This window comes from Celeribacter naphthalenivorans, assembly GCF_020524585.1.
In the GTDB taxonomy this organism is placed as follows: Bacteria; Pseudomonadota; Alphaproteobacteria; order Rhodobacterales; family Rhodobacteraceae; genus Celeribacter; species Celeribacter naphthalenivorans.
Genome location: NZ_JAIVLK010000005.1, coordinates 1 through 25,372 on the forward strand (window position 1 = coordinate 1; position 25,372 = coordinate 25,372).

Below are 25,372 nucleotides of genomic sequence, written 5' to 3' on the forward strand. Positions count from 1 at the left end.
AACCAATAAATACCGATAAGTAACAGATAGTTAAGCGCCTCCCCCGGGAGAATTTTGTCGTTTCAAATTGCCGAAACGCACACAGCCAAAATCAAAATCGCATACATAGTGGCAGGCCGACGTGGCGGCACCTGATCGGGCATGGGACGAGACATTGTTCGCCATTGGTTCAAGAACAATGGTCGAGTGATATTACCTACATCAGGACGCACGAAGGTTTCGCCTATCTCGCTGTGGTCATCGATCTGTTTTCGCGGCGCGTGTCGGGTGGACAGTTCACTCCCGCCAAACGTCTGAGCTTGCTGTGCAGGCTCTTCTTATGGCGATCTGGCGGCGCAAACCGGCTCCGGGCTTGCTGGTGCATTCAGATCAAGGCGCTCAGTTCACAAGCCGCGAATGGGCTGCGTTCCTAAGGGCTCACGGATTAGAACACTCGATGAGCCGTCGCGGAAACTGCCACGACAACGCTGTGGCCGAGAGCTTCTTTCAGCTGCTGAAACGGGAAAAAATCAGGCGGCGGACCTACCGAACCCGCGAAGGCGCGCGGCGCAATGTCTTTGAGTACATTGAGATATTCTACAACTCGAAGCGCAAGCACACGAACAACGGCATGCTGTCGCTCGTTGACTTCGAAGAAAGACAGCTCAAACTGGAAAAGGCAGGTGTCTAGGAAACTAGGGGCACCTCACCTCAATGGAACATTGCGCGGTGGTTTCCGCGGACGGAACCGAACCGCGTGAATCAGGCGCTGGAAGCTGTGTCGACGGCAAAATGGAAAAGAACTGTAAGCCGACCTGCAAACGGTCGTACTTTCAAGGAGGCCATGATGACACAAGTGCTTGAAAGTAAATGGAGGCGAGTACCGGAAACGAACCGGTGTACACGGATTTACAATTAGTTTTAAATAAATATTATCAACGTTTTAAATTTTTTTGTGTAAATTTTTGTGTAACTTTCTGGGAGCCAATTTTGACATTTTTAGCCTGTGCGACGACCGCAGGCCTTCTAGGCCGGGGGAACCATCTGGAGCAACCTGCGCCATGGTGAAACGTTGTTCTCCCATTTGATCGCATAGGTGTTCCGGAGTGTGAATTGGGCGGCGCCCGGCGTCTTCGGAGGTAGTGGCTACTCGGACCTTCCGTCTCTAATTCATTGACTTCATAGAGTGGGGCAGGGCGTTCGAATGTGCAAACGACGCCACCGATTGTTGTCGCCGTGCCGTAAAGCACTGTGTGGTAGCTTTGCCGTGGTTGAAGCTGATGCTTCGACGCGATCTCCTAGGTCGACTTGTCACCGCGCAGCGCTTCCAGCGCCACCTTGGCCTTAAACTGATCTGTAAAATTCCGGCGCTTTGCCATTCTCGTACCCCTTCAAAGGCTCGGGATACACCTTAGCTCACTGTCCGATTTCATGGGACCACTTCAAGGTATCTTCGGGGGTGTTGAGTAAACTCGCGTCCCTCGGAGCGTACAGTGGATGTAATAATTGAAGCTGGTTTGTGCCTTTTGGCGCGCCGCGCCGTCTTTCGCGTTCATTGCCGATAGATGCTCCGTCTCGAAGCGGTCAAAGCGTCGATTTTCTGCCTGTGTGTAAAGCATGTCCAGTTCTAGGTGCGGGCGCGTGACTACCCAAGAGCCAGCATCGAGTGCGGGCCTGATGGGGCTGATTGCGTGGTTTGCGCGGCGGATAGCTAAATCCTGTCCGTAGGAGTGTGGGAGCTAACTTGATGATGATTTGGTTTGAGTAAGGTGTGCTCTGATGTTGGTGAATTAATTAATTTTTAGTATAATAATTGCATTTGATGTCGATGCGACCGTCTGACATAGTTTAAGAAACAAAGGTTGAGATGTGTCTGAGATGTCAGAATTGAAAACGCGCCGCAGGCCGGGACGCCCGAAAGAGGGAGCCGAGTTGCGGGATGTCATTCTCGATAATGCGGAGCTGATTTTTTCAGAGGCCGGATTCAACGGTGCCAAGGTGCGGGACATTGCCTCACAAGCTGGCGTTAATCAGGCGCTGGTGCGCTATTATTTTGGCTCCAAACAAGACCTGTTTGACGAGGTCGTGCGCCGCCGCGGTTCCGCCATTTCTGGTGCTCGCCATGTGCTTTTGGATCAACTTCTGGCCGCTCAGGGTGCGCCTACTGTTGAAGTGATTGTCAGAAGTTATCTTAAACCACAATGGGATATGAAATATTCCGGCCCGAATGGCGCTGCGTTTGTTCGTCTTCAGGCCCGGTTGCATTCCGAGTTGGATGAACACGCACTCCATCTCCGCAGTGAGGTCTACGACGCCTCCGTTAAACGCTATATCGCCGCGCTCTGCGATGCGCTGCCAGAGATCCCGAAAAACGTCATCTCGCTCCGCATGGCTTTTCTCGTTGGCACCTACATGTTCATGCTCAATGATCTCGGGCGGCTCAATGACTTGACCGATGATCAGATCGGCGAGGTGGAGCAGGGGGATATGCTCGATCATCTGACGGTTTTCCTGTCCGCGGGTCTGCGGGCGCCGCTTCCCTAAGCGGCTCCGGAATTAAAGTCTGTTCCGCGTGCGGGAGTAATTATTCAGACTTGTAATTATACAGAATTAGAATTACCCCTTGAGAAAACGCACTCTCAAGGACGAGAATCATGAAAAAATTTCGGATCGGGCAAATTGTTCCCAGCTCCAATGTCACCATGGAAACGGAAATCCCCGCGCTCCTGAAGGCACGCGAAGCCGTCGCGCCGGAACGTTTCACCTTTCACTCGGCCCGCATGCGGATGAAGCATGTGACGAAGGAAGAGCTTGAGAAGATGGACGCCGACAGCGATCGTTGCGCATTGGAGCTTTCGGACGCCAAGGTCGATGTGATGGGCTACGCCTGTCTCGTGGCGATCATGTCCATGGGCAAGGGGTATCACTGTGTGTCCGGGCCGCGTCTTGCGGGTGTGGCTGCCGACAACGGTGGGCCCGCTCCGGTGGTGACCTCTGCTGGAGCTCTGATCGAGGGCATTCGCGCGCTCGGCGCCAAAAAAATCGCCCTCGTCGCCCCCTACATGAAACCGCTGACCGAAATGGTTGTGGAGTACATCCGTAACGAAGGCATCGAGGTGAGCGACTACATTGCCCTCGAAATTCAAGACAACCTCGACGTGGCTGCACACGATCCGATGAATCTACCGGAAATCGTCAAGGGTCTGAAAACCGACGATGTCGATGCCGTGGTTCTTTCTGCCTGCGTACAGATGCCTTCGCTTCCGGCTGTGCCGATGGCGGAGGCGGTCACAGGTAAGCCCGTCCTGACGGCGGCAATCGCAACGACGTGGCAGATGCTCAAAGAGCTTGATCTCGACACCCGTGTTCCGGGTGGCGGCACGCTCTTGTCCGGCGCATATTAAGGAGAAAGTTGATGGCCTTCGGATACAACATTCACGCCAACGGCATTCGCAATCATCTGATCCGCTATGAGGGCAAGGGCCCTCAGATGCTCCTGATTCCCGGCATCACGTCTCCGGCGATCACATGGGGCTTTGTCGCCGAACGACTCGCCAAAGCGTTCGACGTCCACGTTCTTGACGTGCGCGGACGCGGTCTCAGTGAGACGGGGGATCTGGATTACACGCTGGATGCCATGGCCGCCGACGCCGTGGCGATTGCGGAGCAAATGGATCAGCCTATCGTCCTCGGTCACTCCATGGGGGCACGCACGGCGATCCGTGCCGTGACGACCAAGCCAGAGATGTTCAAGGGTGCCATTCTGGTCGATCCGCCGGTCTCCGGCCCGAACCGTCGTGCATACCCTTCGGCATGGCCATGGTACGGCGACTCGATCAAGATGGCTGTGAAAGGTTGTTCGGCAGAGGACATGAAAGCCTACTGCCCGACCTGGACTGAGGAACAACGCGCCCTTCGCGCCGAATGGCTTCACACCTGTCACTGGGGCGCGATCCGCGCCGCCTATGACGGCTTTCACACCGATGACATCCACGCAGACGTTCCCAAAATCACAGTACCGACGCGTCTCGTGATTGCGGGCGGCGCACCTGTCATCCAGGCGGAAGATGAGGCTGAACTCAAAGAGCTTTTGCCATCCATGGAAGTCCGCACCGTCGACGGCGCAGGGCACATGATCCCATGGGATGACCTCGAGGGCTTCCTCTGCGCCGTCATGGATTTCTCCGCCTGAAATTACGGCTGAGGCCAAACAAGCATAAATCAACAGGGAATACAGATATGGATCATGCAAGTTTCACGGAAATCTGTCTGCATCAGCTGAAAATGTCAGGTGTGCAAAAAGACGAACGCCTCATCGTTCTCACGCAAGGCAATGAACGCCTCGATTATGCCGATGCGTTTATGGCCGCAGGTCGGATGCTCGGTGCGAACATGTATCACATGCGCCTGCCTGCGCCTGCCGTCATTGGCGAGTGGGCTGTGGGTCAGACCGGTCTCGCGGCGATGCCGGATGCGGTCGAAGCGCTGAAAAACTGCGACATGCTGATCGACTGTATTTTTCTTCTGTTCTCGCCGGAGCAATTCGCGATTCAGGCCGCCGGCACGCGTATCCTCACTGCCGTTGAGCCGCCCGAACTTCTGGCACGGCTGCTGCCGACGCAGGAGATCAAGGAAAAGGTGACCATCGCGGGCGAGATGCTCAGCAAGGCTAAGGTCATGCGCATCACCTCGCCCCACGGCACTGATGTGACCTATAAGCTCAACACCTACCCGACGGTGACAGAATATGCCTGCACTGATGAGCCGGGGCGCTGGGATCACTGGCCGTCGGGCTTTGTCTTTACGGGTGGCGACGACGACGGCGTTGATGGTCAGATTGTGGTCGCTCCGGGCGATGTGCTTTTGCCGCAGAACACCTATGTGAACACCCCGATCACCTACACGATCGAGAAGGGCTGGATCACCGATATGCGCGGCGGTCTCGATACGGAACTGGTGAAATCCTACATGGATGCCTTCAACGATCCGCGCGGGCTCGGCATGAGCCATGTTGGCTGGGGCATGAACCCGAACGCCAGATGGCACAACATGGTGCCGGGTGCTTTCCCGGGCGGCATGGGCATGGAACCGCGTAGCTTCTATGGCAACGTGATGTTCTCCACGGGGCCGAACAATGAATTGGGCGGCCCGAACGATACCGCCTGTCACCTCGACATCCCGATGCGTAATTGTTCGCTCTTCCTTGATGACGAAGCCATCGTGATCGACGGCGATATCGTGGTGAAAGAGATTCAGATGGAGCGCGGCTGAGGCTTCCCCGGTCTCAAGCGCATCCGGGGCGGCCTGTTCCTTACCTCTTTGTGGTCGCCCCATTTTTATTTCAAAGGAGCACAGCATGTCTCAGTCAGACACCTATAAGGCCGCGGGCTTTGGCGTCTCCGTGCCGCGTGGCGCGCGTCCCGGCATTGTGGTCGTGGATTTCTCATACGGGTTCACCGATCTGCTATACCCCACGGCCTCTGATGCTGTTGCGCAGATGGCAAAGACCAAAGAGATTTGCGATGTGGCCCGCGCCAAAGGGTTTCCGGTGATCTTCACCACAATCGCCTATCACCCCGGTGAGTTGGACAAACTGCCCTGGCTCAAAAAAGCCACCGGCATGCGGGCACTGATCGAGGGCACGCGGCTTGTCGAAATTGACGCCGCGACGGGTATTCAACCCGAGGACGCGATTGTCACGAAAAAGGGGGCATCATCCTTCTTTGGGTCGACGTTGAATGCGCTTCTGACCGGTGCCGGAGTTGATACGGTTGTCGTGACCGGTGCGACGACGTCTGGCTGCGTTCGGGCAACCGTCGTCGACGCCGTTCAATCGGGGTACAACGTCTTGGTGCCTCGTGATTGCTGCGCCGACCGGGCGGAGGCTCCGCATACGGCGAACCTCTACGACATGGATCAGAAATACGCGGATGTCACAGACGCGGCTGATATTCTGAGTTGGCTCAAAAGTCTTTGATCTCACTTCGGAGCTGCGAAATGAATGGGGAAGGCGATGGTCTTCCCTTTTTGCATAGGAGAAAGCGATGTTTTACCTGACGAAAGACAGGTCCGGTCTGCCACAAGACCCATTCGCCGCAATTGTGTCGCCGCGTCCAATCGCATGGATTTCGACTCGAGGAGCGACGGGCGCCACGAACCTCGCGCCGTATTCGTTTTTCAACGCCGTGGCCTACACTCCGCCGCAGGTGATCGTCTCCTCCATCGGTGGCAAACCGGATCGCGAAAAGGGCAAGGACAGTTACAGCCACATCGTCGAGACTGGCGTGTTTTGTATCAATATTGCAGGATTTGAAGATCGCGAGGCGCTTAATGCCTCGTCGGCCGGATATCCGGCGGATCAGAGCGAGTTCGAGGCGCTGGGGCTGAAGGCGGCGGAGTGCGAAACGATCGACTGTCCGCGACTGGCGGAGGCTCCGGCGGCGTTGGAATGTCGGATTACACAGACGATTGATCTGGAAGGCGAAGGCAATTTGATGATCCTTGCTCGCGTGGAGGCGATCCATTTGCGCAATGACTGCCTGAGTGAAAAGGGGCGGTTCGATGTCTTGCGTTATAGGCCTCTTACGCGGCTCGGCTATCAGGATTTTGCTAGCATCGGCACGTTGTTCCAGATGCGGCGTCCGAAGCTCTGAGCGGGATCAGGTTGCCAGAAATCCACCCACCGAAAAGGCGACCGTCGTTTCCAAAAGATCATCGGTTGCATCCTCCGACATGGCTAGTTCCTTGAGACGGTTCGTGTCGGAGAACGCATAGAGATAAGCGCCGACCATCAGAGACATTTTCTGGTAGATCAGTTTTTCCGGTTGCTCCGGAAGCAAAGCCACGAGCGCCTCTACATAGGCGCGGGTCGAGGCGTCATACACCTCTCGGCGCAATGAAAAGGACAGGGGCTCCGGCTCCATGTGCAGTCGTCCATGCAGTCGTAAGAATGCACGTCCCTGATTGGTGTGACGCAGATCGGAAGAGGGCTGGAGAAAGGAGCGAACCAGCGTTTCTAGGGACAGGTTGTCGCCCTTTTGCAGCATGTCCAGCTGTTGCATCCTTTGCTCGGCAATTTCGAGGCCGCGACGTGTGAAGACTTCGCGAAACAGGTTCTCCTTGTTTTTGAAATAATATGCCGTCATCGCGGAGGTGACGTCGGCGGCGTCGGCGACCTGACGCAGTGTCGTGCCGGAATAGCCCTGTTCAGCGAACAGAATCTCTGCCTTGTCGAGGATTTTGTCGGCCAGATTTCTCTGGCCTTCCGGTCGTCCGACGCGCTTTTGTTTCGTGTGTGCCATGCAGAGTCGTTATCCCGTTCGTGCCATTTGGGCAATGCTGCGCGATAGGTCTCTTTCAATCGGCTCAAAGACTGATCAAATCAACGCGTCCAATGCTTTATAATGTATCTCATTTATAATGATGGGTTTGGTTTTTCCATAAAAATGAGCATGATGAAAATTAATTACTTGATTAATTAATTGCAGCGATCTTATGGTCATCGCATAAGCACAAACAACAGGGAAACGCCCAATGAAACGCTCTATTCTTGGCGGTCTGACTGCGACCGCCTTGGCCTGCCTCTCTGCGCAGGTCGTTGCCCAAGATATGCCCGAAGTCACCCTTCAGGCTGTCGCGGGAAGTCTCGGCGGTGTGCCGATGATGATCATCGAAGGCGAGGGCCTCGATGAAAAGCACGGCTTTGACGGTACGTTCGAATATCTGCCCCACGAAGGCATTTTTCAAAACTTCCTGATCGGCAATGCCGATGTGTCGATGGACAACGACCTGCTCGGGGTGGCCTTCGCCCGCGAGGAAGGGTTTGACATCACCTCCTTTTATCCGGTCGGAAACCTCTATCTCGGTATCGTTGTGCCGGGCGGGTCCGCGGCACAGACGCCCGAGGATTTGAAAGGCAAAAAGGTTGGCCATTTCGGCGCGGACAGTGGCACCACCATGTTCATCCGCCTGATTGTCGAAGAAATGTACGGCTTTGACGTGCTCGAAGAATATGACCTGTCCCAAGTCGGGCCGGCGGCGCTTGTGTCGCTGCTCAAGGAAGGCGAGGTTGACGCAATTTTCGACTTCGAAAGTTTCGTCTCCGAGGCGATTGTAGCCACCGATGGGCGTTACCTGCTTCAGGCCTATTCCGATTACGCCGATTTCAATGGTGGATTTGCGCCATGGATCACCAATATGGTGGCGCATGGGGATTGGCTGAAAGACAACCCGGACCTGGCCTACGGTGTCCGCGATGCCTATGACGAAGCCGTCGCTCTGCTCGAAGAGACCAATTACGAGATTCTGCGCAAACCCTATATTCGCGAAAAACTCGGGATCACCAGCGATGCCGTGCTTGACGTGCTGATCGAGAACGGTGCCTCCCACAACTACTTTACCACCGATTGGTCCGAGGACAAACGCGCGGCCGCGATGGAGTTTCTGGGCAAGTTGGCCGAGGACGGTGACGTGCTGACCAATGTGCCTGATGGCATGATGGTCTCGCTTGAAGACTATGTCGGGCCTCGGCCGTAATCTGGATGCGCGACATGACTTCTCTTCAAAAGCAGGTTTGGGCCTATCTGGCCCTCCTGCTCCTCATTCCGGCATGGTTTCTGGCGCATCAGAACACCACATTTATTGAAAACCCAGTGACGGTGGCTAAGGCACTGCCGCATTTCCTGTCCGACCCTGCGACCTGGACGAATATCGGCATCACGCTTGCACGTGTCGTTTTCGGCTTACTTATGGGGGTTGCGGCCGGGTTTGTCGCCGCTTTTGCGATGACCCGTTCGCGGCTTTTAGGCGATGTGCTGAGCTACTACGTGACCGCCGCGCTGCGCACGCCAAGTGCCATTGCCGCCATTCTGGCACTGGCCATCTTCAAAGGATCCGAGGCGGGCTATGTGCTTGTTGTGGCGTTCATCACCTTTCCCTATATGGCTGTCGGCCTGCGGGACGGGTTGGCCAGCGCCGATCACGATCTCGACGAAATGGCGCAGGTGTATCACCTCGGGCTTTTGACCAAAATCCAGCATGTGTGGGCCCCTTTCGTGGCGCCTTACATTTTCTCCGCTCTGCGCAATGCCCATGCGCTGGCGTGGAAGGTGATTGTGGTTGCTGAGATATTCGGGGCCGCCAAGACGGGCTTTGGTGCAAAATTCGAACATGCCTGGAGCTACATGATCATGATCGAGGTCCATCTGTGGCTGCTCGTTTTCATGGCCATCGTGTTGTTCGCTGAATACGGCCTGATCCGCACCGCTGAAAAATATGTCTTCCGCTGGCGCTGATCGGCGCCTGTGTGACCAAGACTTCTAAGGAAAGACCATGACCCAAGAAACCCGTCCCTCGGTGCTTAAGGCCGTCAATCTCGGCGTGACCTATGGCCAAAGCGAGGCCGTCGCCCAGCTAGATTTCGATATCAAGCGCGGTGAATTCGTTGCCATTCTCGGCCCGTCCGGCTGTGGCAAATCTTCCATGCTCAATGTCATCTCTGGCCTGCGCGCGCCCTCGAAAGGCCGCGTGCTGGTGGAAGACGAAGAGCTCTTCACCGCTCAATCAAAACCGCCACGCCTAGGCTATGTGTTCCAATCTCATCGGCTGTTGCCTTGGCGCACTGTTCGCCAGAACCTCGAGATCGCGCTGGCCGCCTCTCAGGTGCCGCGTGGCACATGGGAAGCCCGGATCGACGAAATCCTCTCGATCCTGCACATTTCTCAATTCAAGGACGCGTGGCCGATGCGCCTGTCTGGGGGGCAGCGTCAGCGGGTCTCCATTGCTCGCGCCCTGCTGATTGACCCGTCCTACATACTGATGGATGAGCCGCTTTCCACGTTGGATGAGGTGACGGCGCGCTCGCTGCGTCAGGAGTTGACCGGCATTTGTCAGCGCACCAATGCCACCGTCGTCTTTGTGACGCATTCTATTCGCGAGGCGGTGTATCTTGCGGATCGCATCCTGATCCTGACCAAAGGTCCGGCACGGATTTTCGAGGATTACAAAGTCCCCCTGGAGCGACCACGCGACTATGACGATGCCCGCATCGCAGAGGTTGAGGCCGACATCATCCGTCGGGTTCAGGCGCCTTGGGGCCTTGCTATGCGAGAGGAGAGTTCCGTTGCCTGATCTGCCTCTTTCCAATCCTATCGGGTTCGTGCGCAAACGCGACTGGATCGCGGTGGTGCCCGCGCGGGTGCTCAGCGGCGCCATCGCATTGATCTCCATTCTGCTGATCTGGCATATCATGTCGATTGCTTTTCGGCCCTGGGTTCCGACGATCGATGCCACGCTTATGGCCATGGGGCGTGCGTTGCAGAACCATAGTTTCTGGGATGATTTCTTTCTGACACTTGGGCGCGTTCTGGCCTCATTCGCCGCCGCTTCGATTGTCGGAGCCGTGCTCGGTCTGATCATCGGGCTGAATGAAAAAGCCGAAGCGTTTTTCCAGCCGCTTTTGGCCTTGGCTCTGGCTGTGCCGGATCCGGTTTACATCATCTTTTCCATTCTGGCAGTGGGCACAGGGGAAATGGCCGGGTTCCTCGCCTTGACGATCGCGGTGGCACCCTTTGTCACCAATATCGTGCGCTCGAATGTGCATGCCCGTGACAAGAGCCTCGATGAGATGGCGCAAATCTATCATCTGCCGCGCAGTGTCCGGCTGCGATCAGTTCTGATCCCGCAACTCATGCCCGCACTTTTGACCGCGATGCGTTTTTCCTTCGCCTTGTCATGGAAACTCGTCGTTGTGGTCGAAGCCATCGGCCAGCCCGACGGCATTGGCGCGTCGATTTTTAACAGCTTCCGCCTGTTGCGGATGCGCGAAGTGGCCGCCGTGGCGATCATCTTCATCATCGCGATGCAGCTTTTGGAGCGCGGCGTCTTGGGTCGGGTGGAAAAGAAACTCTTGCGCTGGCGTGACTGAGCGCCCGCACACTACGATAAGAAAAGGAGAAACCATGAAGATCGGTATTATTGGCGGTGGCATTGGTGGCACCGCAGCGGCTTATGCTTTGCTGTCGAAAGGCCACGACGTCACCATTTTCGAACAGGCGCCCGCATTTGGTGAAGTGGGGGCCGGGGTCCAGATGACCCCCAATGCAGTGAAGGCGATCAAAGGGCTTGGGCTCTATGAGACTTTCCTTGAAAGCGGCTTTTTTCCGAAGGCCATTGTTGGGCGCAACTGGGAAACCGCCCGCGAAAATTTCCGCATCGACCTTGGGGCGGAATTTCAGGCCCATTACGATGCGCCTTATATCCACATTCACCGCGCGGATTTGCTCGATCTCTTTGCAAAGAAATTGCCGCCTGAGCGCTGTCGCTTTGGCGTAAAATGCACAGGGGTGGAGCTGACCGAAAGCGGCGCGCGCGCCATGTTCGATGACGGCAGTACGTTTGAGGCCGACTTGATCATTGGTGCCGATGGGGTGCGTTCTGTTGTGCGCGGCGCGCTGTTTGGTACGGGCGATCTGCGCTGGACCGGCCATCAATGCTATCGCGCCTTGGTGCCGACCGGCGGCGTGGTGGATTACGTCAATCCCGATAGCACTTTCTGGATGGGGCCGAACGCACATGTGGTGACTTATTATGTCAAGGGTGGCGAGATGGTGAACATCGTGGCCGTGACAGAGGCTTCAGAATGGGTCGACGAAAGCTGGAGCACACGAGCATCTCGCGAAGACATGCTCTCCGATTTCGCGGGATGGCACCCTGATCTTGCCGAACTTTTTGCGAATGTGGAGGATGTTTATAACTGGGGCCTGTTCGACCGCGATCCAATGGACAGCTGGACGAAAGGGGCTGTGACTTTGTTGGGCGATGCGTGCCACCCAATGCTGCCGTTCCTGTCGCAAGGCGCTGCGATGGCCATTGAGGATGGCTATGTTCTGGGGGAGGCTCTGGGGCTTTATCCCGATAATCTGACAGAGGCACTTGCCGCCTATGAGGCTGAGCGCCGACCGCGGACCTCAAAGGTTCAACTTGAAGCTCGCGAGCGTGGCCGGACCTATCACTTGCCTACAGAGGAGGAAATGGCGGCACGAGATGCAGAATATGCCCGCCGCGCCAAGGAAGATCCCCGTACAACGGGGATCAACACGGATTGGGTCTATGATTACGATCCGCGTGACTTTTCCGTCCGAATGCGTGAACCCGCCGAGTGAGTGCGTAAAGCCTCAAAGTGGCATAGTGAGAATTAGGAAATGCCCAGAATATTTCTGGGCGTTTTCATATTTTATCGGCGGCAGCTGAAATGCTCCAAAGCGCATCGTTCGGTTTTTGAATGGTGGGAGAGGACCAATGCCTCGCGCGAATATTTTTCTTTGCTCAAGGTTGTAGCGTCACAAGGGCCGTCGTCACCAGAGGAAACTGTGCCGTTCGAGGTACGGGTTAGACCTAATCTCATGAGGACTAACCCGTCGGAGCCTTTAGTGGATGTAATACTTGAAGCGGGCTTGTGCCTTTTGGCGCGTCGCGTCGTCTTTCGCGCTCATTGTCGACAGATGTTCCGTCTCAAAACGGTCAAAGCGATGATTGGCTGACTGAGCGTAAAGCTTGTCCCGTTCTAGGTGCAAGCGCGTGCGGTACTCAATTTCAACCTTGGCGTGTTCGGGGCGATAGCCGGTGCGAATATCCTCAAGCGGGAAAATCCTGCACTTCGTCAGATCGCCAAAAACATCGAAGTATTTTCGATCAGCCTTGGTCGCGTACAGAATGAGGTGCTGTAAATCGTATTTGTCGAACGCGGCTTTTCTGAGGTCAACAACGACCTCTTCGCGTCCAAGGCGCATCATGTTGAATACCTCTTCAAGCTCGGCGATCACCCTGCGCAGCTCTTCCAAGACGGCTTCCCAATCGTCGTCGTCTTCGGGTGCAAGTGCTTTTGGCAGGATGATGATGCCGTGGACGTGCGGTGCTTCGAAGTCAAAGCAACCAACCGCATTGTTTCGCGTCCCGCGAAAATCGCCTGCGGCGATAAAGGATATCCGTTGGTTGATTGGCCTGTCCTTGAAGCCAAACGCCTTACGAATTTTTGGGTAAATCCCATGTATCGCCGTCTGGATTTCATCTCGTGTCGCGACGTGAACCGTCAAGAAGATCACTCGATTATCAAGGCCATGAAGTTCGTCACTTGGCCAGTGTGCCACTGCCGACGCCAAAACCTGTTGTGCGTGAATTCGGTCGATTTCCGTTTTCTTTAGTTTTTGATTGTTGAGCAAAACCATTTCTCCGTTTTTGCATTTTTAAAACTTGCGTCTGCCGTGGGGCAGCGCAGTTACAAATTTGAGCGTTGTGCTCGATGCGGAACGCACGAAAAACCGCACAGCCAATGCTTCTCAAGCTAGAGGCTGCGTAGGTCGTCTGGATTAGATGTGCTGTACGACTTCAAATCTGAAGTCAGCGTCGATTGCCGGTCGACATAACTATTTATGCTCTGGCGAATTTCCGGAATCCCGAAGTCTAAGCAATTTCAATATATTATAGCACAAGGACATACCCTTTTGCAACATAAATCTGCCTGCCAAGGCCCGTAGCGAAAGGATTGTTCAGCCCCATACGCGACATTATTATCGCTACATAAGCTAATGCGACACTTGGGGAGACGAAAGATGGCGATTATCTTGTATGCGCGGGTCTCGACTGTAGATCAGACGGTAGATCACCAGAAAGATCAGGCACTGGCGGCGGGTTTCCAGATTGATGACGTGGTCGAAGACAATCGGGTCTCGGGATTGTCGGTTCCTCTCAAGGAAAGACCGGGTGGTAGGCGGCTATTCGACAAATTGTGGGCGGGAGACACGTTGGTTGTCCGCTGGGTCGACCGATTGGGCCGCAATTACGAGGATGTCACGTCCAATATTCGGCAATTCGTGGCGATGGGTGTCACGATCCGGACGGTTATCAACAATATGACCTTCGACGGCCAGACAAACGACCCGATGCAGAAGGCAATTCGGGACGCGATGATCTCGTTCATGGCGGCATCTGCCCAAGCGCAGGCCGAAGCCACGAAACTCGCTGCGAAAGCGGGGCATGCTCACCGAAAGCGGGTTGATCCCGAGGCATATAAGGGTCGAAAGCCCTCATATTCCAAGGAGCAGATTGATCGCGTGGTTGAATTGCTCAAGGCAGGAACCGGTGTCAACGAGATCGGCCGGCAAATTGGCCTGACAAAGTTCACGGTTTCGCGGATTAAGGCTGATGTGCCAGCGGCTTATTCGCGCGTCGCTCGGTGGGCGTAAGGTTCTCAAGAAGTTTCCCGTCACGAGTGGTCGGGAAGCTGTTTTCTGATTTCTGCCTGTGCGCAACGAGGAGTCTCGTTGTAGCTGTGGTGGTGATTGCTTTGTATCTAGCCGATCACGGCCCTTAGCCGACCTTCAGCCTTGGAGCAGAATGCTGCAGCTCAGTCTGTGAAAGCTGCCGTTCGTCATGCTTGCGAACTCTGGTCAGGTTTTAAGGTCTGCTGAGCGGGACGTTGCCGTTCGTTGAGTGCGCAATTTGCAAAGAGCCATGTGTCAGCTAATCGCAGTTAGCAGGCTTTGCAAAGGCAAGGCGATCATCTGTGTTGAAACGGTCGATTGACACAGAACTGACGCTGGTGCTTTGTGCTACCGAAAAGCCTATCTGCGCAACGGGATGTTAGATACCCGTACTCGATCCTCCGCGTCTGCAATACCAGAATTGCGCAACTTATCCACAAGAGCATCATATATTGGCCATGGAAATTGAGTTGGGCCAATGATGACTTCAACCAAAAGCTCCGGAAGAGTTGCTCCCAAAAAACCTTCTTCTGGAATGTTCTCCAGTTTCAAAGCGAATATTCTTTGTGGAACACCACCCAAAGAAGTTATTTTGCTTTCCAAGCGAGAAGAGCGCGACCCTGTCAATGAAAACTTGGGCGAGTAAATGACGCGCCATTCCCTCTCTTCTGCGAACCCCGGATGTTTGGTTGAAAGGGATGCAAAGTGCATTGCTGAAAGCATCAAATGAGATGCTATATCCTCCCCAGCAATGCGAAGCACGCCGATGTTTCGCTCGACCATTTCGGCGACTTGTAGGAAGTGCGGCTTAAACGAAACTGAGTCCGCATAAAGAACGGGACTTGTATAAGCGTTCAGGGCATCACTTTCCGAAATGAACGGATCATTCTTGAAAACGAACGCTACGTTCGTATTCCCCCCATAAGCTCTCCACATTGAGAGGCGACCATACAAGTCTTCTCGGCTGCTTTCGTTCCCATGTTCTGAAACGGCAATCATGTAGGTTTCGAGAGAACGAGCTCTTTCTCCGTCAATATAACGTTGCAACACACGTTCTGACAGACCTTCCGAGATTTGGTTCAATGCGCTCCGCAGCTTACCTCCCACGGCGTCATCATTCCATGAGTCGATCAGGCATCGATCGCCATGCTGCACTTCACGATAGTCATTCATGAGGTTGGTATTTCTCAACCAGACCTGTTTGCCGTCAATGATGTTCAGGGCATTTTCTGCACTTGTGTAATGAACGAATCGAGTATTATTCTTCCGCAAATCCTCCATTTTTCGCGTTGCAAAAGGAAAAAACGTCTCTCGAACGATCTTTTGAATGTTCGGATCATTGAAGTTCAATTGTTTCACCTTCCGCCATCACGCCAATTGTGTTCCGCCACTGTATCTTGAGGTTTGATCTCTGTCACCGCTGGATCGACCTCTGCGCATTGCCGCCACTCGTCGAAGACGTAGCGAAGGTTCGTGCTTGCAGCGAAAGACCGCTATCCGCCCAAATTGATTAAAGGCGCAAACGGCCCTTTCCGGACATTCGTTCCAAACGCAAGAGTGGGCAGTTTATAGCTCAATAGCTGTCGATTATGCCAAGCTTGGTGTGCCTTACATCCAGAAATTTCCCGCCAATCAAAGTTCGTGACGAAGACTATTGCTAAGCCTTGGGCAGGTGGGCCATAGCGCCTTGTCAACGGCAATGTTCGAGCGTCCTTCGGCGCAGCCGTAAGTGCTCGACAAAGCGTGAATCATGCATGGCTGTTTTCGGCGCGCGCCGCTCGGCGTTGCCACGCACCCCATATTACGCTCAAGCGGTGCCTGGATTGTAGTCGGTGGACACCACTGCGCTCCGACCGCTTGCAATGCGGCGGTCAACACCACACGATGATCTTGAACATCTGTGACTTTTCGCGCAGGTTCACGGAAGTTCATGCATTCAAGGAGCTATCGCGCTACCTTGACTAAAGGCAACTCTGCGACGTCCGTTTTGGTGAAAGAACACAAAATGAAAACTATCTCCTTCTTCAACAACAAGGGCGGCGTGGGAAAGACTACGCTCACTGGTAATATTGCAGCATATCTTTCCCTAGAAGCGAAAAAAAGGGTTCTAGTTATCGACTGCGATCCGCAGTGCAACATCACTCAATTTATATTGGGCGATACAAAAACTATCGATCTATATTGGCCAGTCAATGGCTCCAAAGAAGAAACGAGATCTAAAACAATACTGGACCTTGTCGACCCAATTATCAGTGGCGATGCAGAGATAAACGCTAAAATAAAGCCACTGAGATCAAGTGCTAATAGGTTCAATGTTGACTTGCTACCTGGGCATCCCCGCTTCTCAACTTTTGAAGATGAGCTTTCGTCTGCGTGGGCTGAGCTTCCTACCGGAAAAGCTGGCGGATTTCGGCGCACAAATTGGCTTTATTCTTATCTTAAAAGCATTGAGGATCAGTACGATCTTGTTTTTGTCGACGTCAGCCCCTCACTTGGCGCATTAAATCGATCAGTGTTACTCTCCTCGGACTATTTCATCACGCCGCTAGGCGCAGATGCCTTTAGCGTTCTTGGTATTCGCAACATTTCTCGCTGGATGCAGGGTTGGATCGAGTATTATGAAGTGGGTCTCGAGCAATCAGAGCGTCTCAATCCATCTGGACTTTCCAACTATGACATACGAACAGATCTGGTGATTAAAAAAGGCTTTCTAGGATACACCTTGCAGCAATATATCGCGAAAGCCAAGGCAGGGGTGAAGAGGCCAACAAAAGCGTATGAGCGGATCATCCAAGATATACCGAACGAGATAGCTCAATACCTACAATCCTTTAACGCCCCAACGAACACCGCCCCTCATTTGGGAGACGTTCCCAATCTCTACAGCCTAATCCCGCTCGCTCAGAGCGTGAATGCGCCAATCGTAGCACTAGGGTCCGGGGATGGATTGGTGGGTAATCAATATAGCCAGGCCCGAACGTATAAAGAGATTATTGGATCTCTCGCTAATGCAATATCTGAGAGGATTTGACCTTGGTTACTTGGCCCCCCGCCTTGGTCACCGAAGTTGCGGAACGCCGTGTAGTCATTTTTGTTGGTGCAGGGATATCTAAGGCCGCTCATAACGACATGCCCTCTTGGCCTAGTCTTTTAGAGGAGATGGGCGCGAAGCTTCCCAAGAAGAAGGATAGGGAGTTAGTTAAGCGGCTTATTAGGTACGAGCGCCTTCTTGATGCAGCGGAACTAATTAATAGCCAAGTAATTCCCGCGGATCGCAGGGCTCTTCTCGAGGAAAAGTTCAAACTCGCGCCAGTCCCAGAGGCTGCGCTGTATTCTCATATTCTAGAATTGGACCCGAAGGTTTGCATTACCACGAATTATGATCAATTCATTGAGAAAAACTTCGAACGCTTCAGTGGCGGCATGTCTTCTCATCAGGTCAGATTGTATAATTTTGATGGATTAATTTCCGACCTTCGCTCGCCGGCTAGGATAATTCTAAAAATCCATGGCTGCATAACAGAGCCATCAAACATTGTGCTGGACAAGAAGTCTTACTTTAATGCCAAGAGTCAGAACCCTGGGGTCTATGAAGCGGTAAAGGCACTTTGCACTGTAAATACAGTGTTATTCTTGGGTTACTCAATGGGCGATCCCGATATTCAACTCATTCTAGAGGATATCAATGCCAAGGCAAAATCGGATCATCGCCATTTTGCACTTGTGCCAAAGTTTGAGCATCCGTCTTTGCGCGAAGCCAATCAGCACACTTATAACGTTGAGTTTATTGAATACCCTAGCGGGCGACATGACCTTGTTCCGAAAGCGCTTAAAGAACTTTCCGAAGCGGTTGTGGCAACAAGAGCGTCATCTGGATCCCGAGTATGACTCTATCTCGAAATGTGATCACGAGTTTGCTACTGTTAATCGCGCGATGGCAGTCGCGTACTGCCTAAAAAGCTTTGCGTTTAGACCTTTTTTTTGAGGCCCTAGATATGTGAACGGTAATTCGCGATTGTCTGCAATCTGCGCACAGCTGCCATTCGTCCACCAAGCAGCGAACGACCGCAATCCGCCCAGAGTTACTGACGGCGGATTTCTTAGCCTGCTACCCATTCCGCTGGAACTCGGCAATAATCTCCGATGAGGGCGCCATTCGCTTGAGGTAGAAGCGCTCCAGCATGTCGACGCTGGTCCCGGCGTTCTTCGCTAGTTGGTTCAGGGAAACGTTCCCTTTGGAGTCTCGCACCCGCTTTTGAAGCGCGTAGTGGCGCAGGGAATACATCACCAGACGGTCTTCGTCCCGTTCAAGGCCCGCTTCTCGGATGATGTGAAGAAATATGCGCGGCAGCGCTGTTCGCGCGTAGGAGCGTTTGCGGTACTCCGGCATGAAGACGTACTCGTCCATGTTTGCTTCCCGAAAGGCAACGCCGCGTAGGTCGCCGGGGCGAGAGCAGATGTGCTTATAGATCGAGACCGCAAAGGGCATGGTGAAGCTTTCGCGTAATCCGGTCTTGCCCTTCCGGATGACCATCCAGAGGTGAGCGGGATCAGTCTTGATCTGAATATCGCGGTGCTTGAGGTAAAACAGTTCATTAGTCGTCGGCCGGACAAAGGCATGAACGATGAAGCGGAAGATGTGGATGTGATGCTGGCTCAGCTTTATGCCGCTGACCACGTCTCCGCGTTCTATGCAGCGTCGAGCGGCCCTCATAAAGTCCATGTACTCGCTGTTGGTAAAGGCGACGCGCGGGTTGTCTCTCGCAGCGATTTTTGGAGCGTCCGGCAGGCGATCAATGACCCCATCTTCGAGGGCCATGCGCATCACCGCGCGTGCTGTCATGATCAGCTTCTTTTTTGAACTGCCCGCGAGAGGCTCTTCGCGCTGAATGTCTAGCTCCACGAGGAAGTCACGCATCGTGCCGGTTGTGATCTTGGAGAGCTGCATGCCGCCAAAGTAGTGAACGATGCCAGCATCTTTGCGATACAGTGAGCTGTGGTAGTCCTTGTACTTTCGAGAGGCTGCGCCTTCGACGGCTTTCAGGTGCCGGTCGTACTTGTCCGCGTAGGTTTCGAACCGCGTGGCCTTGGGGTTTGGGTCGACGGTGCCGATGGTCGAGAGGGTCCTATCGGCAAATGAAATCGCGGCGTCGATCGCATCAAGGCGGACAGTCTCTTTCGTGGATTTGGTGATGTAGCGTTTCTGCCGAGGAACCCAGACTTTTGCCTGCCAGTAGGGGGATCGGGGTGTCTGGTAGATGTAGACGCCGCTTCGAATCTGGCTTTGTTTTAAAATTCGGTTTGGGCTGTCGCTCATCGGCTTATGAATGCTCGCGGTGTGTATAACAGTGTGTAACAGTTTATACGGCGAGCGGGCTTTCGCAAGCCGGCGGGCATATTGTTGTATTTTATAGGGAAATTTGGAGGCGAGTACCGGAATCGAACCGGTGTACACGGATTTGCAATCCGCTGCGTCACCACTCCGCCAACTCGCCAAGAGCCTTATTTCGTGTGGCTTTCCGAGCTTCTAATGAAAGCGTTTGAACAGTGCAAGAGGCGATGTTTGAACATTCTGTTTTTGTTCCGTTCCTTTGTTCAGCTATTTTTCTGATTGGTTTCTATTTTTGAATAGATAGCCAGTCCTACGAAAAAGACGGCGCTAGTTGCGGCGCCAGTGTCGCGTGATGGCTCATAATTTATACCGGTTAAGGCCACGATCCACGCTTGAACAATCTCCGTCGAAAGACCGAAAAACATGAATGCAATGACGAGAAATATGCGGCTCATTGGCGCTCCTATTTCTCCCGCTTCAACTGCGCTTTTGACGCCAGTGTGAACTGGTTTGCGCGCGCTGTGTAGTGCCGCACCATCTTCTCAGACATACCGGTCACGGCCATAATCATCGGAACGTCGCATCCGACCTCATAGAGCTCTGTGGCTGCGGCATGTCGAAGGCTGTGAATGTCCCATTTCAGGGCGCCCACGGCCTCTCTGGCGTTCCGTATGGCCTGCGATGCCCCGCGATAGCTCCAAGGCCCGGAGCGGCGCGCGTTGGTCAGAACGAACACGCTCTGCCGACGAGATGCGGCGTTGATCGACCTGTGAGATACGAGGGCGCTTCTGAGGTCAGATGTGAGCGGGACCAACAGCCCCTTGCCGGTTTTGTTCTGCACGACGCGGATCGCATCGCCCTCAATGTCGCCCCATCTCATTTCCAGCACATCCCCGATGCGTTGGCCGGACCCAAGGCATAGCTCGAACAAAAGTCGTTCCCGTGTCTCGAAAGCATAGCGCGCACGGAAAGCTTTGATCTTCTCAGCGGGCCACGGCTCACGGTCCAGCCTCTTAGACTTGGGCATTTTCAGGCTTTTGACGCCCTGCGCCGGGTTGTCCTTGCGCCACCCAAGATCAATTGAATGTTCGAACAGAACCCGGGCCACTTGCATCACATAGTTGGCAAAACGCACTGCGTCCTTGTTGGCGTCCATCGCTGCGATGATGTGCTTGCGCTCGAATTTACGCACGTCGCGGGATCCGGTCTTTTCACCCCAGAAATCTAAGACCTTCTGGTAATCTTTCTGCGTCCGATCTGAGAGGCCATTCCAGCGCTCGCTTTGTCGGTAGCTTTCGATTAGGCCATACATGGTGTACTTTGCGCTCACCTGAGCGATGCCGCGCTTCGCATCTGCAAGTAGGAGCGTGTACTCCTTCTGAAACTCCACCGTTCCAGGCTCCGACTTTATGCGGATCGGGCGCGACGTGCGTGGCCAGCGAAAGTGCGGATGATTTCCGCGTCCCATGCGGTAGACGTATTTCGGCAGTTCTTTTTTCAACGCTTGAAGTCCGTCATGTCTAGGGTTTCGGATTCGTCCAGAATGGCAGTTGACCCAATGGGTTCAAGGATGATTTCTCCATCCGGCAAGATGCGCGTTCGGATGTTCACCCCGGCGCTCAAGTAGACTGAAAGCTGGCGCGCGGCTTTGGTCTCCGGTGATGTTTGAATTTTACCCATTTTTCCCTCCGTCACATCGCCGCGCTGGGCGCTGCTTGTCCTGCCTCGATCATGCTCCATGAGCCAAATTCTTGCATCCACACGAATGGATCAGCGCCCGCTGGAATAAGTTTTGATCGCGGATAATTCCGGCCAAGTTCAGAGACTGAGATTTCGAATCCTCCGCCTATATCTCCGAGATGGACAAGGTCCGCATCACTCAACTCTTTCAGCGCGCGCATAGCGCGTTTCGTCAGTCTGGTTCCTGAGGCTGCAATCAGGCCATTCCCCATCGCAAAGAACATGATGCGCGCATCTGTGGTCAGTTCAGTATTTGTCTGATCAGCCATTGGTCACCTCGTTGCGGTAAAATGGATCAAGATGCAGCGGCGAAATCTCTTCGCATTCGTCGATGTGCTTGATCGTGACGGCGCCGTGGGAGGCTTCTACGTGAGCGGTGGCGTCGGCCTTTGTGAAAAGTCCGGCTTCTGCTGTGCTGGCGGTGTATCCTTTCGCGCCGGGCCGGTAAAAATACCCTCCCTTAATCAGTACAAAGCGCTCTTGTGCGATGCGCAGACCGGCATCCGTCAAAGAGTAGCCGGATCCGCCGGTGTATCCATCTTCTCGGAACAATCCGTTTTTGAACTTGCACAGGCCCTTGTCTGTCAGCTGGCGCAGGATCGCGCGAGTTAGTTCGCGCTCCATGCTCGGGGGCGTGATCATCGCGAGAGAGTAATAGGTGTCTGTCGCGCCAAAATCGGCGCCTAGTTCGGACATGCGGATCAGGGTCAGGCGCTCGATCCATCCGATTGCGGTTTCAATTTTCATGCGAGAACACTCCAAAGTAGATCGCACCGGCCAGCACCATGATCATGACGCCGCCCGCGATGGCGTAAGCGCCAAGGGCCAATAGGGCGGAATGGGTCAGCGCATAGGTGCAGGCCGCGACCAGAGCGCCCATGGCGAGCGCTATGAGGATAATTCCGGCGATCATTGGGTGTCCTTCCGGTTGGTCTCTCCGTTGTGGCATGCGACAATTTCGCGAGCGGAATGCAGAGCAACATTCACCGCGACGATGACGTCGACCGCTTCGCAGATGATGTTCGCATAGTCCTCACTGCCATTGTCCGCGCGCCATAGTTGCCACGGGTTCGTGCTCGGGCAGGGATAGTCTGTATCTTGATCATGCATCGGCATCATCGCGTCCTTCGCGGTTGGTTTGAAATCTTCGTCAGTTTCAGGAAAGCAGCGCGGGCATGGGATCATGGCAAAGCCCATCGGGTCTTCGACGCCGCATCCGTGGCAGACGGGGCAATTGGGGGATGCTTTGCGGGTCATGCCATGCACTCCCCGCCATCGGTCTGGCAGAAGAAATCCTCTGCATCAAAAATCCAGTCGCCTTGTTTCTCGATTGTCTTGCGCATTTCCGGGCGGCTGTATCGCTTCGAGAAGGTGGCGGCAGAGCCGCTGGTGAGAGTGCTCGCGAGGTCTTCCATATCTTCCCACCACGCGGCGCGATCAGGATATTCGCGCATAAAGGCGGCGATGTTCGCTTCACTCTTGAGGAAGCAACCATCGCAGTTGCCAAGCCAGCAGTTTCCATTGACGTTAGGAAGATCGAGATCAAACGCCTGACGCTCCCAGAACTCGGACACGTCACGCTTTGACACTCCGGCATCTACGAGTGGTCGCCAGACTGTCCAGCGGTCCTTCGGCGGATTTGTCGATCTGTGCGCTTCATCTGCCCTTATCCCGACGCAGTTGGTCCAGTAATCCCATCCCAAGGAGCGCAGATATCGCTTGGCTGTGCGGACTTTCATTTCGACGGTGCAGAAGCGGCTTTGCTGGTTCGGAAGATACTTTCGCTTGCGGATCAGTGCTTCGAACGGCTCACCTTTTCTGCTTGCGCCTTGGTGCCCGACAATCTCGAAAAACGGTTTCTCAGCGCGATATTCGAGCCATGTCACCATGACGCCCCATCGTTGACCGACCTCTGCCACGAAGTCGAGTGTCTGAGGCATTTCTCGCCCGGTGTTCTGGAAAGTTACCTCGACGCGATCCGGCAAGTCTCCATTGGCCTCTAGGATGTGGTGTAACATGAATGCGCTTGTGCGCCCGCCGCTGAATGCGATCTGAACGTTGCCTTCGGGTAAGAGGTATGGGGTCATGCCACGTTCTCCGATTCCATAAGATGTGCGCAGTTGGCGCGGACAAGAGTGCCGTCCATTGGTGTCTCCGGGTTAGGTGGACTTGTTCGCGAAGAGCATGATGCGCTCTTCAACGTGCGGGACGGTGCCCTCGTTGAACATTTGCACCGCCTTCTTTGGGTCGCGGTCCATTGCGATCAAAAGCAAGGTTGCGATGGTGTGGTCGAGCGTGATCAAAACCTGCGCTCGATCCTTCACCGGGTCACGCCCGTCTAGGATCAGTTTCGCGGCCTCAATAGCAAGTTGGCTGTCTCGGGATGGCTGTTTCATGCCATGGCCTCATATGCTGCGTCGCGCGGGTCGTACTCAGCCCAATCGGTCGCAGATTTGTCGTTTTCAGGTACGCGCTGATCGAACGGCGTTGGGTGGTTCTTGTTGTATTTCACTGACGGGTTCGACATGCGGTAAATTGCTGATCGAACATGGCAAATCGTTTTAGCTTTTTCGTATGTCATGATTCCTCCGGTCTGTTGTCTGTCACACGGGATGGGGCCGCACTCTGTCGGCCCGCACCGGTGGGTCAGGTGGTTTCGACCACATGCCAATCTTCGGAAAGCATGTCGGTTTGAGATGCGAGCCAACCAATCACCATCGATCCGTCGGCGGCGCGCATGTCGATATGGGGAAGCAGGCGAATTTGCTTCAATCCGTCAGGGTTTTTCTCGTTCTCGGCATCGACCTCGTTGGCGCGATGTTTCGCAGCATGTCCGTCCTTGGCGTGTTTCGCCTCGAACAAAGAGCCGGGCGTGAGGGCGATCCACATTCCTTTGCCATTCCACCCGGATCGCGCAACGCGCTTACCTTCCTTCATTGCTTCAATTGCTTGTCCAAAATTCATTGATCTCTCCTTGGTTGTTTGCCCCACGCTTGCCCAAGGCGTGAGGCTCCGGCTTTCTTGCGGTCTGGGACCGGGGCATGGGTGGTGGGTTTCAGCTTTCCTTGCTCAAAATTTCAGCCAGAAACGCACGGCTTGCGCGGTCCTGCATGTCTCTCAGAAGCGCCTCGGCTTCGTATCGGTCGCCACCCTTCTCCCAGATGTCGAACAAGCGTTGCGCCCATGCGATGTGATCCGGGAAGCCTGCGCGCTCCCAAAAGTCGGCGCGGTTGCGCTCTTCGAAGTGGTGCAGCGCGCGGGCCAGCGGGAGGGAGGTCTGGACCAAAGCCTTGAGGCCCGTCCCCTTCCCTTCGGCAAGCCCGCCCGTGTGCGCGATCTCGATGTCAGGCCGACCGGACAGGCAGCACATGCCGAAGCTATGGAGCCAGCGGAAGTATTTGCGCTCTTCGGCGCTGTATCTCTTAACGCGGGGCTGCTTCTGTCCCATAGGCGGCTTGTTCATGAGGTTCATGCCGCGTCCTCCGTCCAAACAACGCCGCGCTCGCTTCCCCATGCGTAGATGAACTCAATGAGGTCGCTCATTTGCTCTTTGTTCAGGCTAGAGGACCGGAAGCCGACCGGGAACGGTTCACCATTCAAGCCAAGCTCAAAGCGCGTCTCATGTCCAAGAGCGTGCATGAAGAGGCATTTCCACGTCTCAGGTGTGCAAATGCGGCCTTCCGGTCTGGCGCGTGAAACGTCCGACAGCATTGCCCACATTTTCGCATTCTGATCCACAGTGCGCGTTGCCTTGCGGATGTTCACGATTGCGTCCGCCGGGGCCTTGTCCAGAAGTGTGTGGGCGAATTGTCGCTGCGATCGACCGCGCAGGATGATGGTTTGTCCGGCCATGTCACTCACCCCGCGCTTTCAGCATGGCGTCGGCGGCGACATAAGACATTCTCGCGCACCGCTCTAATTGAAACTCATTGAGGTTCGCTTGACCTGATGCGGCAAGTGATGCGAACGTGTCGCGCATGCATTGACCCGCGAACCAGTCGCGCAAAGTCATACCTTCGACCATAGGCTCAAACCCGCGCGGCGTTTGCGTCATCTTCTGCAT

Annotated in this window: 32 protein-coding genes, 1 tRNA gene and 1 pseudogene; 15 read left to right on the top strand and 19 right to left on the bottom strand. The window is 54.5% G+C overall.

The window, feature by feature from the left end:
* Positions 1-179: 179 nt before the first annotated feature.
* The 7 genes and pseudogenes from LC094_RS11335 to LC094_RS11365 form a co-directional block, all read left to right on the top strand.
* Positions 180-670, top strand: a pseudogene (locus LC094_RS11335) (IS3 family transposase); the annotation flags it as partial.
* 1,187 nt (positions 671-1,857) lie between these two features.
* On the top strand, positions 1,858-2,523 hold the full coding sequence (locus LC094_RS11340) for a TetR/AcrR family transcriptional regulator (protein WP_226552911.1): 666 nt from the start codon (positions 1,858-1,860) through the stop codon (positions 2,521-2,523).
* A gap of 110 nt (positions 2,524-2,633) precedes the next feature.
* Positions 2,634-3,383 (top strand): maleate cis-trans isomerase family protein, encoded by a 750-nt coding sequence (locus tag LC094_RS11345; protein ID WP_449727669.1) that lies wholly within the window; start codon positions 2,634-2,636, stop codon positions 3,381-3,383.
* Between the two features lie 11 nt (positions 3,384-3,394).
* The gene (locus tag LC094_RS11350; RefSeq protein WP_226552912.1) at positions 3,395-4,171 is read left to right on the top strand and encodes an alpha/beta fold hydrolase; all 777 of its coding nucleotides are present in this window, start codon (positions 3,395-3,397) and stop codon (positions 4,169-4,171) included.
* Between the two features lie 47 nt (positions 4,172-4,218).
* Positions 4,219-5,250, top strand: a complete 1,032-nt coding sequence (locus tag LC094_RS11355) for a M29 family metallopeptidase (RefSeq protein ID WP_226552913.1) — start codon at positions 4,219-4,221, stop codon at positions 5,248-5,250.
* Between the two features lie 85 nt (positions 5,251-5,335).
* Complete coding sequence (locus tag LC094_RS11360; RefSeq protein WP_226552914.1) at positions 5,336-5,956, top strand: isochorismatase family protein; 621 nt, start codon at positions 5,336-5,338, stop codon at positions 5,954-5,956.
* Between the two features lie 67 nt (positions 5,957-6,023).
* Positions 6,024-6,632 (top strand): flavin reductase family protein, encoded by a 609-nt coding sequence (locus tag LC094_RS11365; RefSeq protein WP_226552915.1) that lies wholly within the window; start codon positions 6,024-6,026, stop codon positions 6,630-6,632.
* 6 nt (positions 6,633-6,638) lie between these two features.
* On the opposite strand, the gene LC094_RS11370 is transcribed toward LC094_RS11365, so the two are convergent.
* Positions 6,639-7,280, bottom strand: a complete 642-nt coding sequence (locus tag LC094_RS11370; protein WP_226552916.1) for a TetR/AcrR family transcriptional regulator — start codon at positions 7,278-7,280, stop codon at positions 6,639-6,641.
* Positions 7,281-7,512: 232 nt separating this feature from the next.
* Here LC094_RS11370 and LC094_RS11375 point away from each other — a divergent pair, with 232 nt between their 5' ends.
* From LC094_RS11375 to LC094_RS11395, 5 genes are read left to right on the top strand one after another with little or no spacing between them, the layout of a single operon-like run.
* Positions 7,513-8,514, top strand: coding sequence for an ABC transporter substrate-binding protein (locus tag LC094_RS11375; RefSeq protein ID WP_226552917.1), 1,002 nt, complete (start codon positions 7,513-7,515; stop codon positions 8,512-8,514).
* Positions 8,515-8,528: 14 nt separating this feature from the next.
* The gene (locus tag LC094_RS11380) at positions 8,529-9,272 is read left to right on the top strand and encodes an ABC transporter permease (protein ID WP_226552918.1); all 744 of its coding nucleotides are present in this window, start codon (positions 8,529-8,531) and stop codon (positions 9,270-9,272) included.
* Positions 9,273-9,309: 37 nt separating this feature from the next.
* Complete coding sequence (locus LC094_RS11385) at positions 9,310-10,107, top strand: ABC transporter ATP-binding protein (protein WP_226552919.1); 798 nt, start codon at positions 9,310-9,312, stop codon at positions 10,105-10,107.
* Positions 10,100-10,903 carry an ABC transporter permease gene (locus LC094_RS11390; protein WP_226552920.1) on the top strand — a complete coding sequence of 268 codons (804 nt, stop codon included), beginning with the start codon at positions 10,100-10,102 and terminating at the stop codon, positions 10,901-10,903. The genes LC094_RS11385 and LC094_RS11390 overlap by 8 nt, the downstream gene beginning before the upstream one ends.
* Positions 10,904-10,937: 34 nt before the next feature.
* Positions 10,938-12,140: an FAD-dependent monooxygenase gene (locus LC094_RS11395; protein WP_226552921.1), complete on the top strand. Its 1,203-nt coding sequence runs from the start codon at positions 10,938-10,940 to the stop codon at positions 12,138-12,140.
* A gap of 264 nt (positions 12,141-12,404) precedes the next feature.
* On the opposite strand, the gene LC094_RS11400 is transcribed toward LC094_RS11395, so the two are convergent.
* On the bottom strand, positions 12,405-13,202 hold the full coding sequence (locus LC094_RS11400) for a hypothetical protein (RefSeq protein ID WP_226552922.1): 798 nt from the start codon (positions 13,200-13,202) through the stop codon (positions 12,405-12,407).
* Between the two features lie 384 nt (positions 13,203-13,586).
* Between LC094_RS11400 and LC094_RS11405 the strand changes: the two genes are divergently transcribed.
* Entirely contained in the window at positions 13,587-14,219 is a 633-nt protein-coding gene (locus LC094_RS11405; protein WP_226552923.1) for a recombinase family protein, read from the top strand.
* Between the two features lie 378 nt (positions 14,220-14,597).
* Here the strand turns inward: LC094_RS11405 and LC094_RS11410 are convergent, their stop codons facing one another.
* On the bottom strand, positions 14,598-15,587 hold the full coding sequence (locus LC094_RS11410) for a DUF2971 domain-containing protein (protein WP_226552924.1): 990 nt from the start codon (positions 15,585-15,587) through the stop codon (positions 14,598-14,600).
* Positions 15,588-16,242: 655 nt separating this feature from the next.
* Here LC094_RS11410 and LC094_RS11415 point away from each other — a divergent pair.
* Together LC094_RS11415 and LC094_RS11420 are read left to right on the top strand one after the other, a co-directional pair.
* Complete coding sequence (locus LC094_RS11415) at positions 16,243-17,268, top strand: ParA family protein (protein WP_226552925.1); 1,026 nt, start codon at positions 16,243-16,245, stop codon at positions 17,266-17,268.
* A gap of 23 nt (positions 17,269-17,291) precedes the next feature.
* The gene (locus tag LC094_RS11420) at positions 17,292-18,125 is read left to right on the top strand and encodes an SIR2 family protein (protein WP_226552926.1); all 834 of its coding nucleotides are present in this window, start codon (positions 17,292-17,294) and stop codon (positions 18,123-18,125) included.
* 220 nt (positions 18,126-18,345) lie between these two features.
* Here LC094_RS11420 and LC094_RS11425 read toward each other — a convergent pair whose 3' ends face one another.
* The 16 genes from LC094_RS11425 to LC094_RS11500 form a co-directional block, all read right to left on the bottom strand.
* A complete protein-coding gene (locus tag LC094_RS11425; RefSeq protein WP_226552927.1) occupies positions 18,346-19,692 on the bottom strand; it encodes a hypothetical protein in 1,347 nt (448 codons plus the stop codon).
* Positions 19,659-19,732, bottom strand: a tRNA-Cys gene (locus tag LC094_RS11430). The genes LC094_RS11425 and LC094_RS11430 overlap by 34 nt, the downstream gene beginning before the upstream one ends.
* A gap of 100 nt (positions 19,733-19,832) precedes the next feature.
* Positions 19,833-20,024, bottom strand: coding sequence for a hypothetical protein (locus LC094_RS11435; protein WP_096805617.1), 192 nt, complete (start codon positions 20,022-20,024; stop codon positions 19,833-19,835).
* A gap of 8 nt (positions 20,025-20,032) precedes the next feature.
* A complete protein-coding gene (locus LC094_RS11440; protein ID WP_226552928.1) occupies positions 20,033-21,070 on the bottom strand; it encodes a tyrosine-type recombinase/integrase in 1,038 nt (345 codons plus the stop codon).
* The gene (locus LC094_RS11445) at positions 21,067-21,249 is read right to left on the bottom strand and encodes a hypothetical protein (protein WP_226552929.1); all 183 of its coding nucleotides are present in this window, start codon (positions 21,247-21,249) and stop codon (positions 21,067-21,069) included. Before LC094_RS11445 ends, LC094_RS11440 begins: the two co-directional genes overlap by 4 nt.
* A gap of 11 nt (positions 21,250-21,260) precedes the next feature.
* Positions 21,261-21,578, bottom strand: a complete 318-nt coding sequence (locus LC094_RS11450) for a hypothetical protein (protein WP_226552930.1) — start codon at positions 21,576-21,578, stop codon at positions 21,261-21,263.
* Positions 21,571-22,056 (bottom strand): hypothetical protein, encoded by a 486-nt coding sequence (locus tag LC094_RS11455; protein ID WP_226552931.1) that lies wholly within the window; start codon positions 22,054-22,056, stop codon positions 21,571-21,573. The genes LC094_RS11450 and LC094_RS11455 overlap by 8 nt, the downstream gene beginning before the upstream one ends.
* A complete protein-coding gene (locus LC094_RS11460; RefSeq protein WP_226552932.1) occupies positions 22,046-22,222 on the bottom strand; it encodes a hypothetical protein in 177 nt (58 codons plus the stop codon). The genes LC094_RS11455 and LC094_RS11460 overlap by 11 nt, the downstream gene beginning before the upstream one ends.
* Positions 22,219-22,566, bottom strand: coding sequence for a hypothetical protein (locus tag LC094_RS11465; RefSeq protein WP_226552933.1), 348 nt, complete (start codon positions 22,564-22,566; stop codon positions 22,219-22,221). Before LC094_RS11465 ends, LC094_RS11460 begins: the two co-directional genes overlap by 4 nt.
* Positions 22,563-23,396, bottom strand: coding sequence for a phosphoadenosine phosphosulfate reductase domain-containing protein (locus LC094_RS11470; RefSeq protein WP_226552934.1), 834 nt, complete (start codon positions 23,394-23,396; stop codon positions 22,563-22,565). Before LC094_RS11470 ends, LC094_RS11465 begins: the two co-directional genes overlap by 4 nt.
* A 72-nt stretch (positions 23,397-23,468) precedes the next feature.
* Positions 23,469-23,705 (bottom strand): hypothetical protein, encoded by a 237-nt coding sequence (locus LC094_RS11475; RefSeq protein ID WP_226552935.1) that lies wholly within the window; start codon positions 23,703-23,705, stop codon positions 23,469-23,471.
* Complete coding sequence (locus LC094_RS11480) at positions 23,702-23,890, bottom strand: hypothetical protein (RefSeq protein WP_226552936.1); 189 nt, start codon at positions 23,888-23,890, stop codon at positions 23,702-23,704. The genes LC094_RS11475 and LC094_RS11480 overlap by 4 nt, the downstream gene beginning before the upstream one ends.
* A 65-nt stretch (positions 23,891-23,955) precedes the next feature.
* Positions 23,956-24,273, bottom strand: coding sequence for a DUF2829 domain-containing protein (locus LC094_RS11485; protein ID WP_226552937.1), 318 nt, complete (start codon positions 24,271-24,273; stop codon positions 23,956-23,958).
* Positions 24,274-24,364: 91 nt separating this feature from the next.
* Positions 24,365-24,781 (bottom strand): hypothetical protein, encoded by a 417-nt coding sequence (locus LC094_RS11490; protein ID WP_226552938.1) that lies wholly within the window; start codon positions 24,779-24,781, stop codon positions 24,365-24,367.
* Positions 24,778-25,161 (bottom strand): recombination protein NinB, encoded by a 384-nt coding sequence (locus LC094_RS11495; RefSeq protein ID WP_226552939.1) that lies wholly within the window; start codon positions 25,159-25,161, stop codon positions 24,778-24,780. Before LC094_RS11495 ends, LC094_RS11490 begins: the two co-directional genes overlap by 4 nt.
* A gap of 1 nt (position 25,162) precedes the next feature.
* Positions 25,163-25,372, bottom strand: a complete 210-nt coding sequence (locus tag LC094_RS11500) for a hypothetical protein (protein WP_226552940.1) — start codon at positions 25,370-25,372, stop codon at positions 25,163-25,165.

Bases quoted from the DNA above. Each gene is read 5' to 3' on its own strand.
- LC094_RS11340 (WP_226552911.1), top strand. From the start codon at position 1,858: ATGTCAGAATTGAAAACGCGCCGCAGGCCGGGACGCCCGAAAGAGGGA.
- LC094_RS11345 (WP_449727669.1), top strand. From the start codon at position 2,634: ATGAAAAAATTTCGGATCGGGCAAATTGTTCCCAGCTCCAATGTCACC.
- LC094_RS11350 (WP_226552912.1), top strand. From the start codon at position 3,395: ATGGCCTTCGGATACAACATTCACGCCAACGGCATTCGCAATCATCTG.
- LC094_RS11355 (WP_226552913.1), top strand. From the start codon at position 4,219: ATGGATCATGCAAGTTTCACGGAAATCTGTCTGCATCAGCTGAAAATG.
- LC094_RS11360 (WP_226552914.1), top strand. From the start codon at position 5,336: ATGTCTCAGTCAGACACCTATAAGGCCGCGGGCTTTGGCGTCTCCGTG.
- LC094_RS11365 (WP_226552915.1), top strand. From the start codon at position 6,024: ATGTTTTACCTGACGAAAGACAGGTCCGGTCTGCCACAAGACCCATTC.
- LC094_RS11370 (WP_226552916.1), bottom strand. From the start codon at position 7,280: ATGGCACACACGAAACAAAAGCGCGTCGGACGACCGGAAGGCCAGAGA.
- LC094_RS11375 (WP_226552917.1), top strand. From the start codon at position 7,513: ATGAAACGCTCTATTCTTGGCGGTCTGACTGCGACCGCCTTGGCCTGC.
- LC094_RS11380 (WP_226552918.1), top strand. From the start codon at position 8,529: ATGACTTCTCTTCAAAAGCAGGTTTGGGCCTATCTGGCCCTCCTGCTC.
- LC094_RS11385 (WP_226552919.1), top strand. From the start codon at position 9,310: ATGACCCAAGAAACCCGTCCCTCGGTGCTTAAGGCCGTCAATCTCGGC.
- LC094_RS11395 (WP_226552921.1), top strand. From the start codon at position 10,938: ATGAAGATCGGTATTATTGGCGGTGGCATTGGTGGCACCGCAGCGGCT.
- LC094_RS11400 (WP_226552922.1), bottom strand. From the start codon at position 13,202: ATGGTTTTGCTCAACAATCAAAAACTAAAGAAAACGGAAATCGACCGA.
- LC094_RS11405 (WP_226552923.1), top strand. From the start codon at position 13,587: ATGGCGATTATCTTGTATGCGCGGGTCTCGACTGTAGATCAGACGGTA.
- LC094_RS11415 (WP_226552925.1), top strand. From the start codon at position 16,243: ATGAAAACTATCTCCTTCTTCAACAACAAGGGCGGCGTGGGAAAGACT.
- LC094_RS11435 (WP_096805617.1), bottom strand. From the start codon at position 20,024: ATGAGCCGCATATTTCTCGTCATTGCATTCATGTTTTTCGGTCTTTCG.
- LC094_RS11445 (WP_226552929.1), bottom strand. From the start codon at position 21,249: ATGGGTAAAATTCAAACATCACCGGAGACCAAAGCCGCGCGCCAGCTT.
- LC094_RS11450 (WP_226552930.1), bottom strand. From the start codon at position 21,578: ATGGCTGATCAGACAAATACTGAACTGACCACAGATGCGCGCATCATG.
- LC094_RS11455 (WP_226552931.1), bottom strand. From the start codon at position 22,056: ATGAAAATTGAAACCGCAATCGGATGGATCGAGCGCCTGACCCTGATC.
- LC094_RS11460 (WP_226552932.1), bottom strand. From the start codon at position 22,222: ATGATCGCCGGAATTATCCTCATAGCGCTCGCCATGGGCGCTCTGGTC.
- LC094_RS11465 (WP_226552933.1), bottom strand. From the start codon at position 22,566: ATGACCCGCAAAGCATCCCCCAATTGCCCCGTCTGCCACGGATGCGGC.
- LC094_RS11470 (WP_226552934.1), bottom strand. From the start codon at position 23,396: ATGACCCCATACCTCTTACCCGAAGGCAACGTTCAGATCGCATTCAGC.
- LC094_RS11475 (WP_226552935.1), bottom strand. From the start codon at position 23,705: ATGAAACAGCCATCCCGAGACAGCCAACTTGCTATTGAGGCCGCGAAA.
- LC094_RS11480 (WP_226552936.1), bottom strand. From the start codon at position 23,890: ATGACATACGAAAAAGCTAAAACGATTTGCCATGTTCGATCAGCAATT.
- LC094_RS11485 (WP_226552937.1), bottom strand. From the start codon at position 24,273: ATGAATTTTGGACAAGCAATTGAAGCAATGAAGGAAGGTAAGCGCGTT.
- LC094_RS11490 (WP_226552938.1), bottom strand. From the start codon at position 24,781: ATGAACCTCATGAACAAGCCGCCTATGGGACAGAAGCAGCCCCGCGTT.
- LC094_RS11495 (WP_226552939.1), bottom strand. From the start codon at position 25,161: ATGGCCGGACAAACCATCATCCTGCGCGGTCGATCGCAGCGACAATTC.
- LC094_RS11500 (WP_226552940.1), bottom strand. From the start codon at position 25,372: ATGCAGAAGATGACGCAAACGCCGCGCGGGTTTGAGCCTATGGTCGAA.